Source organism: Microbulbifer variabilis (assembly GCF_052468405.1).
Genome location: NZ_CP174343.1, coordinates 1,226,047 through 1,243,572, shown reverse-complemented (window position 1 = coordinate 1,243,572; position 17,526 = coordinate 1,226,047). Strand labels below are relative to the sequence as shown.

General features: G+C 48.5%; 17 protein-coding genes. 6 read left to right on the top strand and 11 right to left on the bottom strand.

Going from position 1 to position 17,526, the window contains the following annotated elements; all coding sequences use genetic code 11:
- Nucleotides 1-75: 75 nt before the first annotated feature.
- Nucleotides 76-585 carry an Lrp/AsnC ligand binding domain-containing protein gene (locus ACJJJB_RS05930; protein ID WP_020415006.1) on the bottom strand — a complete coding sequence of 170 codons (510 nt, stop codon included), beginning with the start codon at nt 583-585 and terminating at the stop codon, nt 76-78.
- Nucleotides 586-726: 141 nt separating this feature from the next.
- On the opposite strand from ACJJJB_RS05930, the gene putA reads away from it, so the two are divergent.
- From putA to ACJJJB_RS05915, 3 genes are all read left to right on the top strand, one after another.
- Nucleotides 727-3,873, top strand: coding sequence for a bifunctional proline dehydrogenase/L-glutamate gamma-semialdehyde dehydrogenase PutA (gene putA / locus ACJJJB_RS05925; RefSeq protein WP_445365883.1), 3,147 nt, complete (start codon nt 727-729; stop codon nt 3,871-3,873).
- Between the two features lie 897 nt (nt 3,874-4,770).
- Nucleotides 4,771-5,640 (top strand): hypothetical protein, encoded by an 870-nt coding sequence (locus ACJJJB_RS05920; RefSeq protein WP_444945235.1) that lies wholly within the window; start codon nt 4,771-4,773, stop codon nt 5,638-5,640.
- A gap of 220 nt (nt 5,641-5,860) precedes the next feature.
- Nucleotides 5,861-6,349, top strand: coding sequence for an AAA family ATPase (locus tag ACJJJB_RS05915; protein ID WP_020415003.1), 489 nt, complete (start codon nt 5,861-5,863; stop codon nt 6,347-6,349).
- Nucleotides 6,350-6,571: 222 nt separating this feature from the next.
- On the opposite strand, the gene ahr is transcribed toward ACJJJB_RS05915, so the two are convergent.
- Nucleotides 6,572-7,591 carry an NADPH-dependent aldehyde reductase Ahr gene (ahr, locus tag ACJJJB_RS05910; protein WP_020415002.1) on the bottom strand — a complete coding sequence of 340 codons (1,020 nt, stop codon included), beginning with the start codon at nt 7,589-7,591 and terminating at the stop codon, nt 6,572-6,574.
- A gap of 165 nt (nt 7,592-7,756) precedes the next feature.
- A complete protein-coding gene (locus tag ACJJJB_RS05905; RefSeq protein WP_020415001.1) occupies nt 7,757-8,152 on the bottom strand; it encodes a hypothetical protein in 396 nt (131 codons plus the stop codon).
- 393 nt (nt 8,153-8,545) lie between these two features.
- Here ACJJJB_RS05905 and ACJJJB_RS05900 point away from each other — a divergent pair, with 393 nt between their 5' ends.
- A complete protein-coding gene (locus ACJJJB_RS05900) occupies nt 8,546-9,196 on the top strand; it encodes a cytochrome P460 family protein (RefSeq protein ID WP_445365882.1) in 651 nt (216 codons plus the stop codon).
- On the opposite strand, the gene ACJJJB_RS05895 is transcribed toward ACJJJB_RS05900, so the two are convergent.
- From ACJJJB_RS05895 to ACJJJB_RS05860, 8 genes are all read right to left on the bottom strand, one after another.
- Entirely contained in the window at nt 9,189-10,118 is a 930-nt protein-coding gene (locus tag ACJJJB_RS05895; protein WP_444945237.1) for a LysR family transcriptional regulator, read from the bottom strand. The genes ACJJJB_RS05900 and ACJJJB_RS05895 overlap by 8 nt on opposite strands.
- A 111-nt stretch (nt 10,119-10,229) precedes the next feature.
- Nucleotides 10,230-10,949 (bottom strand): hypothetical protein, encoded by a 720-nt coding sequence (locus tag ACJJJB_RS05890; protein ID WP_020414998.1) that lies wholly within the window; start codon nt 10,947-10,949, stop codon nt 10,230-10,232.
- Nucleotides 10,950-11,005: 56 nt separating this feature from the next.
- Nucleotides 11,006-11,512, bottom strand: a complete 507-nt coding sequence (locus tag ACJJJB_RS05885; RefSeq protein ID WP_353375170.1) for a DUF2878 domain-containing protein — start codon at nt 11,510-11,512, stop codon at nt 11,006-11,008.
- A 1-nt stretch (nt 11,513) separates the two neighbouring features.
- Nucleotides 11,514-12,782, bottom strand: coding sequence for a class I SAM-dependent methyltransferase (locus tag ACJJJB_RS05880; protein ID WP_445365881.1), 1,269 nt, complete (start codon nt 12,780-12,782; stop codon nt 11,514-11,516).
- Nucleotides 12,779-13,570, bottom strand: a complete 792-nt coding sequence (locus ACJJJB_RS05875; protein ID WP_445365880.1) for a DUF1365 domain-containing protein — start codon at nt 13,568-13,570, stop codon at nt 12,779-12,781. The genes ACJJJB_RS05880 and ACJJJB_RS05875 overlap by 4 nt, the downstream gene beginning before the upstream one ends.
- Before the next feature lie 13 nt (nt 13,571-13,583).
- Entirely contained in the window at nt 13,584-14,834 is a 1,251-nt protein-coding gene (locus ACJJJB_RS05870; protein WP_353375169.1) for an NAD(P)/FAD-dependent oxidoreductase, read from the bottom strand.
- Nucleotides 14,834-15,610 carry an SDR family NAD(P)-dependent oxidoreductase gene (locus ACJJJB_RS05865; protein ID WP_445365879.1) on the bottom strand — a complete coding sequence of 259 codons (777 nt, stop codon included), beginning with the start codon at nt 15,608-15,610 and terminating at the stop codon, nt 14,834-14,836. Before ACJJJB_RS05865 ends, ACJJJB_RS05870 begins: the two co-directional genes overlap by 1 nt.
- A 3-nt stretch (nt 15,611-15,613) precedes the next feature.
- Nucleotides 15,614-16,045, bottom strand: coding sequence for a nuclear transport factor 2 family protein (locus ACJJJB_RS05860; protein WP_040629362.1), 432 nt, complete (start codon nt 16,043-16,045; stop codon nt 15,614-15,616).
- Nucleotides 16,046-16,202: 157 nt separating this feature from the next.
- Between ACJJJB_RS05860 and ACJJJB_RS05855 the strand changes: the two genes are divergently transcribed.
- Both ACJJJB_RS05855 and ACJJJB_RS05850 read left to right on the top strand, forming a co-directional pair.
- On the top strand, nt 16,203-16,820 hold the full coding sequence (locus ACJJJB_RS05855) for a sigma-70 family RNA polymerase sigma factor (protein ID WP_445365878.1): 618 nt from the start codon (nt 16,203-16,205) through the stop codon (nt 16,818-16,820).
- 7 nt (nt 16,821-16,827) lie between these two features.
- Entirely contained in the window at nt 16,828-17,514 is a 687-nt protein-coding gene (locus ACJJJB_RS05850; RefSeq protein ID WP_020414990.1) for a ChrR family anti-sigma-E factor, read from the top strand.
- The last annotated feature ends 12 nt before the right edge of the window (nt 17,515-17,526 follow it).

Genomic DNA, 17,526 nt, shown 5'->3' with positions numbered 1-17,526 from the left:
ATCTGCCCGGTGGCCGACTCCCCATAGGTTCCAGATAGGTTCCAGGCCACCACGCGCCTAAAGCGCGCTTCCGGCTCAGCGCCGGGCTGATTTGGTCTTAGGCTCAGGGTCCGGCACCGCTACGGCAGTATCGGTTTTCACCTCCTCCATCACCACATAGGTATGGGTTTCGCGTACTCCCGGCACTGAAGCCAGCTTCTCTCCGAGAAAACGGCGGTATCCAAGCATATCCTTAATGCGAATCTTTACGAGGTAATCAAAACCACCGGCCACCATATGGCACTCCTGCACTTCCTCCAAGCCAGCCACATGCTGGTTAAAGGCTTCCAGTGCCTCAGTGGCTGTATTAGCCAGAGTCACCTGGATGTAAACAACCAGGCCGGCATGAACCTTGAGCGGGTCCAGCAACGCTACATAGTCGCGGATAAATCCCTCTCGCTCGAGGCGCTTGACCCTCTCCAGGCAGGGAGTGGGACTGAGATTAACCCGGCGTGCCAACTCTACGTTTGGCAGTCGTCCATGGCGTTGCAGGATACGCAGTATTTGGCGATCGATACGATCAAGATCTTCCAACTGTCGAGACATTACAAAATACCCTACTGGCAATCACGCAATTAGGCGTGATATTTAACCACAACTGGCGCCAAAATGGCGATTAATTCTAAGCACTTTCGCACATAATCCGGTTTTTTATTCTGACCCTAGATATAGAGCTTGGGAGACGATATGTCGACAAACTTCGCCGGAGACCTACACAGTGCCCGAGAACAGGCACGCGAGTATTTGCATGCCGACGAAAACCAATGTGTAAGTGAGCTCCTGGCCGCACCGCGCCCCAGTGAAGCCCTGCGCAAGAAAATTCTGAATACCTCGCGCGAGCTGGTACGGCACTCACGCCAGCAGCGCAGTAAGCGTGGCACCCTGGACGCCTTCCTGCAGCAGTTCGGCTTGTCGAACAAAGAAGGGGTGGCCCTCATGTGCCTGGCGGAGTCTCTACTTCGGGTTCCCGATGCTGATACTGCCGATAAACTGATTGCTGAGAAAGTGCATTCCGGCAACTGGTCCAGCCATCGTGGCCAGTCAGATTCACTATTTGTGAATGCCTCTACCTGGGGGCTTATGCTTACCGGCAGCGTGGTTGAGCTGGACCCCGATATCACCGAGCGCCCTTCCCATTGGATGAAACGCCTGATCAGCCGTATCGGCGAACCCATGGTGCGCACCTCCATGATGCAGGCCATGAAGATCATGGGTGGACAGTACGTACTTGGTCGTACTATCGACGAGGCACTTAAGCGCGGCCCCAAGGAAAACCTGCCCGGCACCCGCTTTTCCTTCGATATGCTCGGAGAGGGTGCGCGCACCATGGCCGATGCCCAGCGCTATTACGATGCATACATGATGGCTATCGAAGCCATCGGTAACGACAACACCAAACGTGACGTTGTCGAAGCTAACGGGATCTCTATCAAACTGTCTGCCCTTCATCCTCGCTATAGCGTACTGCAACGCGATCGTGTCATGGATGAACTGCTGCCCCAGGTAAAGCGCCTGTGCGTTGCTGCCGCCAAATATGATATGGGTTTAAATATCGACGCCGAGGAAGCGGAACGCCTGGATATCTCCCTGGATATTTTCGAAGCACTTGCCCGCGACCCTGAACTGAAGGACTGGCAGGGCCTCGGCTTTGTTTTGCAGGCTTACCAAAAAAGGGCTCCCCATGTTGCAGACTGGCTGATCGCCCTTGGTCGAGACACCGGCCGCAAATTAATGGTTCGCTTGGTGAAAGGCGCTTACTGGGATAGCGAAATCAAGCACGCCCAGCAGATGGGCCTGACCGATTACCCGGTATATACCCGCAAGTGTCACACTGACCTTTCTTACCAAGTGTGTGCCAAGAGGCTGCTGGATGCCGGTGATGCTATCTATCCCCAGTTTGCTACTCACAACGCTTACACCGTAGGCCTGATCCTGGAGATGGCTGGTGAACGCACTGACTATGAATTCCAGCGCCTGCATGGCATGGGCCACCTGCTCTACGCGCAAATTGAAGCTGTACACGGCAAACGCGTACCAGTGAGAGTTTATGCTCCGGTAGGCGCCCACCGCGACTTGCTTCCCTACCTGGTTCGCCGACTCCTCGAAAACGGCGCAAACAGCTCATTTGTAAACCGCTTTATGGATGAGGAGACCCCAATTGAGGCATTGGTACAGGACACTCTCGACCTCAGTGAGGCCTGTAACCCATACCGCCACCCACAAATTCCTGTACCGGAGAATATTTATATGGGCGCAGAAGCCCTGCCACGAAAAAATTCACACGGCATCGAGCTGACCGATCCCAATTCTGTAGAGCCGCTTTTGGAAGAGTTGGACAAGCAGCGCGGCAAGCATTTCCTCGGGGGCCCAATCATCAACGGTGTTATGGGTAAAGCCGAAGAGCCAGTTTACAATCCGGCTTCCGGCGAGGTCATTGGCCACACCGCTAATACCGACAAGCACCTGATTGAGCAAGCCTACGCCTCTGCGACTGAAGCACAGATCGGCTGGGATCGTATGGGCGGCAATGAGCGCGCCGCGATTCTCGATCGCATCGCCGATTTCTATGAGAAAAAGACGAATGAACTTGCCGCAATTATTTGCCTGGAAGCAGGCCGCACTCTCAATGATGGTATCAGCGAAGTACGTGAAGCAGTCGATTTCTGCCGCTACTATGCCAATGCAGCGCGCCAGCATTTCAGTGAACCAACGGAGCTGCCCGGCCCCACTGGTGAAAAAAACCAACTATACCTAGGCGGCCGTGGCGTATTCGTCGCTATCAGCCCCTGGAATTTCCCCTTGGCTATTTTTACCGGCCAAGTGGTTGCCGCACTGGCGGCTGGTAATGCAGTACTGGCCAAGCCCGCTGAACAGACGCCAATAATCGCCGCCCACGCCGTCCGCCTGATGCTCGATGCTGGCGTACCAGCAAAAGTACTACACCTGGTTACCGGCACCGGTGCGGCCGTAGGTAAGTTATTGATCGAAGACCCCCGCTTGGGCGGCGTAGCCTTTACCGGTTCCACCGAGACCGCTCGCCTGATCAACCAGCAATTGGCAGCGAAAGAGGGCCCGATCGTTCCATTGATTGCCGAAACTGGTGGGCAGAATGTAATGATTGTGGATTCCACTGCCCTGCCCGAGCAGGTAGTAGATGACGTAATTCAATCCGCCTTCCTAAGTGCCGGCCAGCGCTGCTCCGCCCTGCGCATTCTGTGTGTACAGGACGTAATCGCCGATAACTTGCTCAATATGCTCAAAGGCGCCTGTGAAGAACTCTCCCTTGGCGATCCCGGCAAGCTGGATACCGACATCGGCCCAGTAATCGACGACAAAGCACTGGGCATGTTGGAAGCCCATCGGGAGCGTATGAGCACAGAGGCCAAAACGCTGTTTGCCTTCGATGAAGATAAAAAGCCCGGTACAGGCACTTTCTTCGGCCCTCAAGTTGTAGAAATTGAAGACTTCTCTGTACTAAAGCGCGAAGTCTTCGGCCCCTTCCTGCACGTGGTACGCTTTAAAGCGGAAGAACTTGAAGACATGATTCGCCGCATTAACGCCACCGGCTACGGCCTTACCTTCGGCCTGCACTCCCGCATCGAGGGCCGAGCAGACGCGGTATTCAAACGGGTTAATGTAGGGAATTGCTACGTAAACCGGGATATGGTCGGTGCAGTAGTCGGCGTGAACCCATTCGGCGGCCAAGGCCTCTCCGGCACCGGTTTCAAAGCCGGCGGCCCCCACTATTTATTCCGTTTTGCTACCGAGAAAACCAAAACCATCAATACCGTTGCCACTGGTGGCAATACACAGCTGTTTACTTTGGGACAGTAATCTTCAAAAATGAGAGAGCGGGCTTAGCCCGCTTTTTCTACACCATATAAGTAATTACTTTTAAATCTTTTTTGCTCCCGGCTGTCTCACCCTATTCCGCCAAACCAGTAAAATTTAATTTTTTAATCTTAGCAGTTAAAAACGCTTAGATTTCTGCACCCCTGCTTAATATAATAAAGACTTTCAGCAATGCCATATTTCCACTGAAATAATCGACCTCTAATTGACCATCAATACACCACTAATAAGTTCACAGGCAGGATACAATAAGATATTTAGAGTCCCACCCATGAAACCAATACTGTATTTTTCAACATTAAAAATAACAAAATTTCTTATTTTTTAATTTTTTAATCGGGCTGCATCGTTAAAAAATTGATTCAGAAAATCAGATATCTTTTTTCACTCTTCATAAGTCCTGGACAAAAACACAAAGCTCACTAAACCCAACTGCCAGTAAAAGATCCATTAGAAAATACTACTGGCCTTCTGGCTTAATGAATAGAGTAGCAGACACATTCCGTACGATCGTACAAAAAATCTGCCAATCGATTTTTGTATTCAAGTACCAACTTACGCCATGCTCAATGAAGGTTAGTTTATGTAAACCAATTTATCTAAGGCAAAGAAATATAGAAAATCAGCTGCACTATTGGGATGTGCCTGCGAGTAATAGGTTTATCAGGGAAGTATGGTAATGTAGAAGCTGATTATCGGGCCTTGGCTATTCCCATGAGAAACCACGTTAGCCTTTAAACCGTCTTAAGGCTAAGACATATAGGAGTCAAATTATGGTACTACTCCTATGCTGCTCATCATAACTGGCCTTCCAGAACATCATATATAACTGAGTGCCGACTTCCACTTTAAATTCTCCACCTGACAAAGGGACTAATCATGGGTGCAGACGTTTTCACTAATACCAAAATAGAAGAGATGATTGAATTTTGCTCCAAAGGCTATGACGCCTGGACCAAAATTATTAATAAGGATGTCGCCAATAACTATAAATCTGGTCGAGAGCGATCTGCGGATGGACAAGTTTATTGGAATGACCTTAACAGTGAAGCGAGCTGCATCCTGGCCATCCACTCCTTTCTCAGGGAATACCTGACTTCGAGAGTACCTGCCAGCCAAATTGCACAACTAGATAACTTACGAGACCGCTTTAGGATCGCTGCAGTGGATTATCAGCGGTTATGTTCTACGGCGTTCCTCACGAAAGAAATAGATAAAGAAATCGATAAAAACAATGCTCTTAAAAAAGATAGGCGTATTAATTTTGCAATTTCAGCCTCTTCGTTAGCGTCATCCGTCAATGATATTTCATCAAAGATCAATGGAGTTGTGGCAACAATTATCGCACTTAAAGGCTTGAGAAGTAATCTGGCCTCACAGAACACATCCTGGAGGGAATACTATAAAATGATCCGGCGAGATTTTTTGGCGATCGCCTCTAACGTGGTGGGGCTTTTTGCACCAACAGCCGTGGGAAACACGATTATCATTGCCTGGATGTATAGTGATACACGTGATTATATGAAGTTTCAAAAAACTGGTCAGCAACTGACTGAAAACAAACAAGATCTATTAAAAGCAGCAGATAAGTTTAGTGGCGACACATCAATATGCGACTTCTATACCTACGTACTAGTGACAGCACTTGCAGAGCATTATGGCTTCTCACCAAACAACGGAATCAACTATAATCTTCAGCATGAGCATTTAGCTATGACCAAGGGAGTTCTGGCTAGAAATACCCTATAGCAACAGTTGTACAACCATAAAGCTGATTAATTCTGGCACAGGAAAGGCAATACTTAGATATTAGCACTGGCCGATGTATAGATCGGCCAGTGCTTTATTGTTACTATCTGTGCACTTGAAAGAGCAACTACTGGTGGCCTTAATCAATACTTACTGATAGCATATACATTAAAGATCCTACCTTTTAATACCCTATTCATCACAGAGATAGAATTTTCAATTGAGCAAAATATTAATTTTTGGAAACTCTGGTTCCGGCAAATCGACCTTAGCTAAGCACCTTTCAAATAACAAAGGATTAGCTCATTTGGATTTGGATGTTTTGGCATGGCTACCCACCTCCCCTCCCCAGAGAATGCCTTTAGAAGAATCCCGAGTTAAGATAGAGGTTTTTCTAAGGGAAAATGAAAACTGGGTGGTAGAAGGATGCTACACCGATTTACTTGAACTTCTAGTAGAAGAATCCACAGAAATAATATTTATGGATCTCAGCATAGAACAGTGTATAGAAAATGCCAGGAATAGACCCTGGGAGCCACATAAGTACGAATCCAAAGAGGCACAGGATTCAAATCTTGATATGCTGACACGCTGGATCAAGGATTATAAAGCAAGATCAGACACCTTTTCTTATGAAGCTCACCTGAGATTTTACAAAACTTATCAAGGCAAAAAAGCTATTTATGCAGAGAATAAAAATATAAAATGAGCCTGCCCTAATCCCACCGTTTTCTTTACCCGCGCAAAAACCAGCAGCAGCTAATTTAGTTGCGTTAATTCTTAATTTGGACACGCGGTTTAAACAGAAGCTAGTCTACTAGGGGCTGCACACCTCCATCGATGAAAAGCATCAGTAAAAAACCCCATATTTAATGGTCAATATATCGACCCATACAGAGAAAGCACTTGATTACAGCTATCCAGCTGTACTCTATCCCTCTCCAGACAACACAATCCGATACTTAGACTTGCCAGATTTCAGGTGCTTGAACGCTTCTTCAATCTGGCTCATGGGAAATATTTCCACCTGGGGCCTGATTTGATGATGAGCGACAAAGTCGAGCATGGTTTCCATGGTAGCTGGGCTACCTACCGGAGATGCGGAGATGGAGCGCTGGCCAAATATCATTGGGAAGAGTGTAAACTGTATTGGATTTACAATGGCACCGACAAAGTGTAAACGCCCCTTAGGCTTTAGCGCTTGCAAATAAAGATCCCACTCCAGATTGACATTTACTGTAGAGATAATGAAGTCAAAGCTCATTGAAGCAGACTTGATCTCATCAGGATCACGGGAGTTGAGGGTTTTATGGGCCCCCAATGATAGTGCTTCTTTTCTTTTATGCTCACTGGAGGTAAAAGCGGTTACTTCACAACCCCAGGCATTAAGGAACATGAGCGCCAAATGCCCTAGTCCACCAATGCCAATTACTGCAACTTTATCAGTAGGCTTGATATTGAACTGCACTAATGGGTTGAATACTGTAATTCCACCACACAATAAAGGGCCCGCAGAGACATAGTCGATGTCCTCAGGAATAATCACAAGACTGCACATGTCAGCCCTGACCTTATCTGCAAAGCCGCCATTAGTCAGAATGGTAAAGCGCGCTTCAGCACAAAGGTTGTGGTTACCCAAACGGCATGAGTGGCAGGTCTCACAATAACCAGAATTCCAACCCAATCCCACTACCATGCCAGGCTTAAAATGGCTAGCTTGCCTCCCCGCCGCTACGACTCGACCAATGACTTCATGGCCCGCAACCATAGGGTATTTGGATACTCCCCATTCATCATCAATCATACTTAGGTCACTGTGGCAAACGCCACAATAGAGTACGTCCAGCTCAACTTCCGTCGCGCCCAACTCACCCAACTCTATCTGATAGGGCTGAAAGGGACCGCCGGCTTCCATTACTGCATAAGCATTGATGGTACTGTTCTCCGGCATAAGGTACTCCCGTTACTGTTAACCTGATTCAGGTTCCCACCACAGAAAACCAGTGCTCATCCAAACAAAAAAGAGCCGGGATATTCCCGGCCCAAGCCAAGTCCTGTGAGGTTGCTGAATTTCAGAGGACCTACGAGAAAACCTGGCTAATTCCTGTGATAGAACTTAGTTCAGTACGCGGTAACCTCGGCCGCGCAGACAATTCTTGATGATCTGGTCAGCCTCAGCCCCAGCACTCCCCGCACCGGAGAGACCGCCAACCAGTGCTCCGGCACCAGCTCCTGCTGCTGCGGCTCGGCTACTATCACCCACAATAGCTCCAAGCGCCCCACCTACTACTGCGCCTCCAGCGGCTCCGGCCAAGCCTCGTCGGCCCTGATCGCTATAGGTGGAGTAGGCAATCCCCTTACACTCGGAAAGATCCATTTGGTATTGATTCATGTTGACACCCCAGGTGTCGATCACAATTCCTCCAGCACCAGGCACCTGCTCCGGCTGGGCGGCACAGCCAATAAGAAGTGTTATACAGAGTCCAGCAGTGGCGGTAATACCAGTATTCATCGGATACCCCTTCCAGCTAGTGCTTAGAGACAGAGGTGCTGTCACGTATTTCTACTTTAGGTTTAGCTCTCAGTTGAAGTTGGCGCCAGCGAGGAAGCACTAAAAGAGGAGAAAAGTGTGACCCTGCAGACAGGAAAACCCGGACCTCACCTTAATTCCAGGAGCAAGCATTCGGAGGGTAGAACTTATCATACGCGGTAGACCGTCCACTTTCGTATTGGCTACATAAGAAAATACACTTGGGAAAAGTCTCTCAAACTATAAGCATCACTTATTAATACTTTTCATATGCTTATTGGGCATTTTTTAAACTCTCCCATATATTCACAGTTAATTGATGGATTCACAAAATCCATTGGTGATACACCTGAAAATGGTTGAAGGATACTAAGAATGGAATACGGCATATTGAAAAAGGTAGTCTTTGTGGCTGCGATTATTTACTCTTCAATAACTTCGGCAAGCGAGGACTATAAAAACTCCCCTGCAATATTTGCCAATAGTTATGAGCACATTATTATTGAACCAGAGTGGGCAGATGATAATAAACTGGAGTTAATTCAACCAAAAGAGTTTCGCCGCTGGGTATTTATTGGTTCGCCAATAACCCCAAATGGACTAAACGGGGGCAATGCCAGCTTTCCAGAATACCATAATGTTTATGTCCAACCAGAAGCCTTTCAATACCATCGGGATCATGGTAAATGGCCCGAAGGAACGATCATGTTAAAAGAGCTGCAACTTACCGGAGGAAAAGCAACAGAAGCCGATGGTTCGCGTTACGAATCCTCCGGTCGCGGTTATTTTCCCGGAAAAGTTAACGGCATGGACGTGTCTGTAAAAGATTCAACAAGATTTCCAGAGTCCAGGGGATGGGGATATTTTAACTTTGGTCACCATGCTCCCCCATATGCTGCCAGTACAGAAGCAATGGATATCTCTTCCTGCGCAGGCTGCCATATGGCCAATGCCACAGAAGATATGGTCTTTATGGATCTCTATCGGCCACTGATTTCCCCACTCAAGCTGCCAGAAGCTAAGTAGTCTCAGCAGAAAGCTTCACAATATCATCTGACCACTTAGCTTCCAAAGAGCTCCAATCATACCCAGATGTAGCAGCAATAAATTTTTCAAGAGCTGGGGACAAAACAGAATTATTGGTAGTAGCAAGACCTACTGTTCTAGATAATGGTGGGTCTGTAATTGGGAGGTAGTCAAGCTCCGGCTTAATTAATGAGTAAAGAGGAATCACACTGACTCCTGCTCCCTCTCTAATCAAGCATTGAATCCAGTCCTCTCGCTCGCTACGAAATACAATATCCAACTCCAGATCCTGCTCGCTATTGAACACTTGGCCTTTCTGACGGAATTCACAATGTAAACGCTCAACATAGGGTTGATTGGCAAGATCAGAAATAGAGATAGACTTTCGGCTTAAAAAATTATGGTTTGGAGGACAAGCCAAAACCAGCGGTTCCTGAAATAATTTCAGGAAGCGTATTCGTGAATGCGCCACACTTTGCGGCAGACAAAACACTGCATCAAGATTACCTGTCAACAATAGCTCTCCCAGAGCTGGTGGTGCGACATCATGAATCACCACGGATATCTGAGGATTATTTAATCGAAATTGACCCAACATCCCCACCAGAGCTTGCGGCCCAATGGTACACATGATCCCAATATTTAGCTCACCAGATTCCCCAGCTGTAATTGCGCGGGCTGTTAAGTTGACCAATTGCCGAGTATGATCAATTTGTTCAAAATTGCTCCGTAAACTACGGCCTAGCTCTGTCAACTCAATATATCGGCCTTCACGGTGTACTAAATTCCCACCGAGTTCCTCTTCTAACTTTTTAATACCTTGGGTTAAAGCTGGCTGCGACACATGGCACTGCTCAGCGGCACGAGTAAAGTTCAGCGTATCTGCCAGCGCAAGAAAATAGCTAACCTGCTTGAAATCCATTCTCTAGCCACACTCCCTTAAACCAATAAATAGTGACACCTTAGAGCAGGGTCTACTCCAAGGATTAAGTTATATATATCATTACAGATGATTAACCCGGCTGCTTTTTACTTAGAATGATCCGCCTAATGATTGGTACTGGTAAAAGATTTTCAAGCGTTGGCTCTGTGCCCTTGAATCGAGAATATTAACTACCCCCTCAAACCTAAGCAATTTACGACTGACCTTGTCATAAACTAAGTCGAGATCGCCGGCAAACAGTCGCAACAATGGCTGGGCTACGTCCACACGGATACAGGTATTCTCCAGCTGGTTTTGATTACAGGCTACTTTGCGCGCCCTCAGCTTGATTGCCCGCCCATGCATTGGAGAGGCAAAATTGAATTTGAGGACGTCACCACGCACTAATGCCTGCCAGTGTTCACGCACATATACATCAAAGCCAGCATCTACCACATCGATACTTTCCCGCTCTCGCATTACACTCTTCCAACCTGTCTGGCCGGACTTACGGTAGCGCATCAACCATTGCCCCTGCTCCCTTCGCACTTCACGTACTTCCCCGTGGCGAAGGTCGGTTTGTATAACTTCCGGCATAGTCGTGCCACCATGAGGGTTACCGGTATGATCCAGTAATGTCTTTTTAGCAAACAATTGCCCTTGAGCTGAAAAATACAGCACCTGTACCTGGCCATTTTCAGCGGGTAGATAATATTCACAGTATTCAAGGCTGTGGCTTTCTGGATCGAATGCCAGGCCCGTTGCAGAGGTCTGGCCTTGATAGCCACAGCCTGCCATTGATATCGCCAGGGCAGCCAGCAGCTCTAACATAGTTCACCCCATAGAAATATTTGATTAGCCCGGCCATCAGTGAGGCAACAGAGTAACTATTTGGATGCCGTATTCAGAGCACGTGCCAACCGAACAAAAACCGGCAACATCACAGCCCATAGTACTGACAGCACCATAACTGACTGCCATAAGGGCCGGTGTAGTTCCACGGTACCGTTTAGTAAAGCGCCGGTATAATAACTGAAAGGTCCAAAAATCCCACCTAGTAAGACAGGCAGCCATAAATTACGCTGCAGCACTGCCAGGCTATAACGCAGTGTCATAGCAAAGTTCAACCATAGACAAATCAGCCAGACCGGCGGCCAGGAGCTACCACTGAGATTGCGCAACACACCAATATGGAAAAGCACAGAGTCCACCCCCACACCGAAAAGAAAGATGCCCGCTAACCAAAGGGGCTCCCTGCGCAGATTTGCTATGAAAAGCAGGTGAATACTCAAATTAACCAGAGTAAAAGGCACTACAATCCAGGGGCGGGCAACAATCACACAGAGAGGCCATGCTATATCAAATAGTATGGCATTGGCGAAAAATCGCCACATTTTAAAAGCTACCGAGAAACCGCGGCTTGGCAAAAATAAACTGTGCGGCACTGATCACTCTCTGCATAAATCCACCCTCGCAATAGCACAGGTAAAATTCCCACATACGAATAAAGCGTTCATCAAAACCAAGAGCTTGCATTGCTTCCACCTGCTTCAAAAAAGCCTCGCGCCAGTGGCGGATAGTATGTGCATAGTGGATGGTAATATCTTCCAGATCGACCATCTGCATATCCGTGGCTGTCGCCACATGGTGAGCAACCACCTGGTTTGATGGCAAGCAGCCACCAGGGAAGATATAGCGCTGGATAAAATCCACTTCTTTACGATATTGCTGATAACGTTGATCCTGAATGGTAATGGCCTGCATCACCATCAAACCATTATCTTTAAGCAAATGGCTGCAAGTAGAAAAAAACTTACGATGGTATTCATGCCCTACCGCTTCCACCATTTCAATAGAAACCAATTTATCGAAACTTCCCTGCAAATCACGGTAGTCTTGTAAGAGCACAGAAACTTTATCTTGCAGCCCCTCTTTTTGTACCCACTTTTGGGCATAGTCATACTGCTCTTCAGAAATAGTGGCAGTAGTTACCCGGCACCCATAGTGTTTTGCGGCAAAGATGGCCATTGCGCCCCAGCCGGTTCCTATCTCAAGTAGATGGTCATTGGCCTCTAGCTGTAATTTTTGGCAAATATGCCCCATTTTGTGTACTGAGGCATCAAATAGCGGCGTTTTCTCTGAGGGGAATATTGCCGATGAATAGAGCATGGTCTTATCGAGGAAAAGCTGAAAAAATTCGTTACCCAGATCATAGTGTGCAGCAATATTCCTACGCGAACCGTTAGGATTATTCGAGTTTAATCGATGCAGACCTCGCAGGAACATTCGTGGTAACTGACTCCAACGCCCGTCCATATCCTCAATCAGATCCATGTTATCGACCATCAAACGAATTACACTCAGAAGACACGGTGAAGTCCAGTCCCCTTGCATGTAGGCTTCACCAGAACCAATAGTGCCATTGAGTAACACCTGTACGTATGCACTGCCATCCAGTACCTTTATATGTGCACGAACACAGGCTTGATCTATAGGTTGGCCAAATCGATATTTATTAACTCCCTCCTCGATAAGCAAATGCCCCCTATCAATTACCCGCATCTTACTCAACACTAACCTGCGGGCCAGGCGAACCATCCATGACTCTGATAGCCCCGCTAAAGAAGTACTCTCTTCCCTTTGGTCCTGTTGTATGACTTTCATAGTTGCTCTTCTCCTCCCTGAGTCCCACGCTTACTACCCGGATGGGAAAAAACGGGGGTGCGCTTAATCCATAATTTCAGCGCCTGCCAATAAATTGTGGCTATTACCTTTGCGGTCATGAATGGGTACTGGATCAGGATACTATTGAGCACCGCGCTACTCACTTCACGGCGACGCAAGCTCAGTACAGCATCAAATAGAGGGCGCTCACTCTCTCCCTCGGTACTCGTGTCAAAATTCTGCAGATAAGCCGTCAGTCGATCTCCTGGAGTGATACTGCGCCACCGGTATCCCTGGGTAATCGGCATAAAAGGGGAAACGTGGAAAGCTTTGGCAAATGCCACTTTCTGTACCGGGGCTCCAGAGCGGCAATCCAACACATAACTATGGCGTTCATTCCAGGGCGTATTGTGCACATCCAGTAAAAGCCAGCGTACCTTATTGCCCTCTCCGTCAAAACAGTAATAGATGGTGATTGGATTCATGTTGTAGCCAAAATAACGCCAATTAGCCAATACACGCACAGGGCCCTGCGGACGCTCTCCACAAACATCTTCCACTCTACGACGCACGGCCTCATCCAGACTTAAAACCGGATCACCAAAGAAGTCCTCCCTGCAAAAACGCGCCGGTGCCCAACCCCGCGTTGACCACCACCGCGAAAGAGAACAAAAGCTATCCAATTCCGCCAGGTCCAGATACACCATAAACACTTTATAACGAAACTGATTCTGCCTAGGTGAAAAACGGCGATGCTGTACCCAGCCCGTATAGATGGCACTCTCCACTACAATTTCCCCTTCACCAGCAAACCCCCAGGCTTTCGGCCACTCGCAAAGCGCTATTTACACCATCTTCATGAAAACCATTGGCCCAATAGGCGCCGCAAAACCAAGTACGGTTTACGCCATTGATACTGGCCCACTGCTGCTGTGCCCGCGAGCCAGCAACAGAGAATTGCGGATGGGCATACTCGAAGCGTGCCAGGATTTTCTCCTGTTGAATTCGCTCTTCCGCATTCAGCGTAACGCAGTAGGTTTTTTCTGTTTGTAGTCCTTGCAGGATATTCATGTTGTAGGTGAGAACTGGCAGCTGATCCTGCTCCGCGCGTAAGCGGTAATTCCAGCTAGACCAGCTGAGCTTGTGCTTCGGCAGCAGAGCGGTATCTGTATGCAAAACTACCTTGTTACAGGCATAGGGAATTGCTGAGAGGACTTGTTGCTCACGAACCGAAGCATCATCCAGGCATCGCAAAGCCTGGTCAGAATGACAGGCAAATATCACCCCATCAAAAGAATGTTGTTCACCGGCAGAAGTTAATAACTTCACACCTTGCTCTGTACGCCGCACAGAACAAACCTTAGTGGAGAGCCGTATTCTGTCGATATAAGGTGCTGCCAGGGGATCTATGTAGGAGCGTGACCCACCCTTGATCACCCGCCATTGAGGCCTGCGCACTATATTGAGCAAGCCATGGTTAAAAAAGAAGCGTACAAAAAAGCTGACTGAAAATTCCAGCATCTGCGACACGCTAGCCGACCAGATTGCAGAGCCCATAGGAACCAGGTAACGATTGGCAAACTCTGATGAATAACCATTTGCAGGAAGGTATTCGCCCAGGGTCAGGCCATCGTGCAAGCGCCCTTCTCGCCAATCACGTAACGCGCCGCGGTTAAATCGCACAATATCCCAAAGCATTCGCCAGTGGCCGGCACTGAGTATGTTGGAGCGTTGGGAAAACAGCGTATTCAGGTTATTACCAGCGTACTCAAAGCCCTCCCGATCACAGCGCACACTGAATCCCATTGAAGTTGGTTGGGATTCAACTCCGAGTTCATCCAACAAGCGAATAAAGTTCGGGTAAGTCCAGTCATTGAATACAATAAAGCCAGTATCAATTGCCAGTTGGCGCTCACCCTCCTGTATGTCGATAGTAGCGGTATGCCCGCCCAGGCGTTCCTGTTCCTCAAAGAGGGTTATGTCATATCTGCGGCTTAGTAAGTAAGCTGATGTGAGTCCGGCGATACCGCTGCCAATAATGGCAATACGCATCAATTCTTCCTTAAAGTGCGAATCCTACTTATCCTGGGTGTGCAAAAACGAAACCAAATAAAACGAAAAAAGCCAAAAAATCGTAAAGGCCAACTCAAACGTCGGGGAAAATCGATTACTGATTTTCCTTTTGAAAGGCCGCTCTCTATATATATTGCAGCCCGCTCCGGGCTGATTAGAAAAGGCATATCGAAATCGTTACGCGCCGTCAGTGGAGTGTCTACAAACCCGGGACGAATACATACAACTTTGAGGTTTGTATGGCAGGAATCGGCACGCACCGATGCCAGAAAATAATCGAGCGCAGCCTTTGAACTACCATAGGCCTCCGCACGCGGAAAAGGGACAACCGATGAAAGACTGCCGAGGGCGGCAAATATCGGGGCAGGGCTTACACTCAGCAGTGGCAGAGCGATGCGCAAGGTATTTATGACACCGAAGAAATTGGCATCAAACACCCGTCGATACATAGCACTTTCAAGCTGTAAATCATTGTCATATTCGCAGGTACCCGCACAGGCAATCACCATATCCAAGTGGTCGCTAAACTCATTAAGGCGGGCGGGAACTGCCGCCATGGCATTATCGTCAGCAACATCACAGTCGAGTATCTGGATGCGGCTGGGCGCGCACTTTTGCAGCTCTACCAATGTCTCACGTCGGCGAGCGGAGGCAATTACAAAGTTATTGTGCCGAGCAAGGCGCAGGGCCAGCGCACGGCCAATACCAGAGCTGGCGCCGGTTACCCATACAGTCTTATCACGAATTTCACCCACCAGTCAGCCCTGGCCCAGCCGCGACTTGATTTTTCGAATCAGGGAACCCAGCAGAGGCACCTGCTCATAGACCATTGCACCCATGTCGTAAAAATCCTCGTGATAAAATACCTTATCCGAAAATCGCACCAAGCTGCAGCCCCGCAATCGCAACGGCCGCCCCCCTTTCAAGGATTGGTGGGAGTAGTTCATATACCAGGGTAAGCAGGCACTTTCATGGGTAATGGATGCCTCTTCAAAGCGGAAGCGACACTGGGTAAGTCCCCGGCTCATTTCACCAAAGTGCGCTTTTAACGCCGATAGCCCCTCAATTCGGTATAGTGGGTCGCGAAAAACAACGTCATCGCTATATATCGCAGATAAATCCGCTGGATCTCGCATCAAAAAATCTTGGTAGTAAGTCTGAAGTTCTTTTACCAGCGTTTGACTGCTCATAGCCTCTTCCACAATATCCCGCACTTCTGTCCCTTAAATCTACGCCCAACCACTGAGGATGGATCACAAGCAAGATACAAAATAAATTTCAAAAAACCACATCCATACCTTTCCAGTGAGCGTAGTAAGTATCGACAATACAGCAAAGAGCGCTAAGATGGCGCAGATACAAAAACTCAATAGCAATGGAATTGCAGTGAGAGCCACCCAGGACTGTGCAGATGACTGGAGTACATTACTCACGCGGGTCGGTACCCAGCGTGACAGGCAGGCATTTGAACGTGTTTTTCGGCACTTCGCTCCACTGATTAAGGGCTTCCACCACAGCCGTAGCACCCAGGCACTCAATACCGAAGCAGCTGATGAATTGGTGCAAGAGGTAATGCTCAAGGTATGGCACAAGTCACCCAGCTTTGACCAGAGTAAGGCCTCTGCCAGCACCTGGATCTATACGATTATGCGCAATTGCCGTATCGATATGCTGCGCCGCAACCAGCGCCATCGGCACCGGGAAGGCGATATAGATGTCGCTGACATCTGGGATGAGGCTCTGGAAAATCAGCCCCTGCTTTTCTTGCAACATAAACGCAATGAGCGGGATATTGCCGACGGTTTAAGTGCACTGCCAGCAGAACAAAGCCATATCCTGGAAAAGGCCTACATGGAGGGAAAATCCCACAGTGAAATATCACAAGAGCTGCGCCTACCGCTGGGCACGGTGAAATCCCGCGTGCGCCTGGCAATGAAGAAATTACAAGCTCGATTTGTCAGGTGATCGCCGTATGATTCGCCACCACCCCGATAATAACTTACTGTTGGAATACGCAGCCGGCAGCCTGGCACGCGGACCTAGCCTGGTAGTCGCCGCGCACATCCAGATGTGCGCGGACTGTCGCTCACACTACCACAGCCTCAATTGCCTGGGTGGCTCCCTGCTAAACCAAAGCCCCGCTCAACCCCTGAAGTCCAAGGCTTTCGAATGCTTAATTGCACGTATCGACCAGACCCAGGAAAAGATTACCGATCTGGAAAAACCTGCTAGACAACCAGACTTATCAATCAAGCAGGTCCCGGCAATGGAACATTTACCAAAAGTATTGAACAAGTTGCTGGAAAAAAACCCCAGCAGCAAGTGGAGAAAAGCTTCTCGCAATTTAGAAGTGTGTCGGGTGAGGACCGGGCAAAGAGAGTATGAAGTCGCCTTTCACCGTCTACGCAGGGGAGCCAAGCTGCCAGAACACGACCACAGGGGGCCAGAGTTTGCAGTGGTTCTAAACGGCAGCTTCTCTGACCACAATGGGATTTATGGGCCGGGAGATTTTGTATATCGCGAACCTGGCCAGATACACCGCCCAATTGCCACCCAGGACCAGGACTGCCTGTGCTTTTCTGCAGTGGCTGCCCCGGTAGCCATCACGGGGATCAGCGGTTTATTACTCAACCGATTGATCCCCTTCCGCCCAGGTTAATATAGCCAGAGA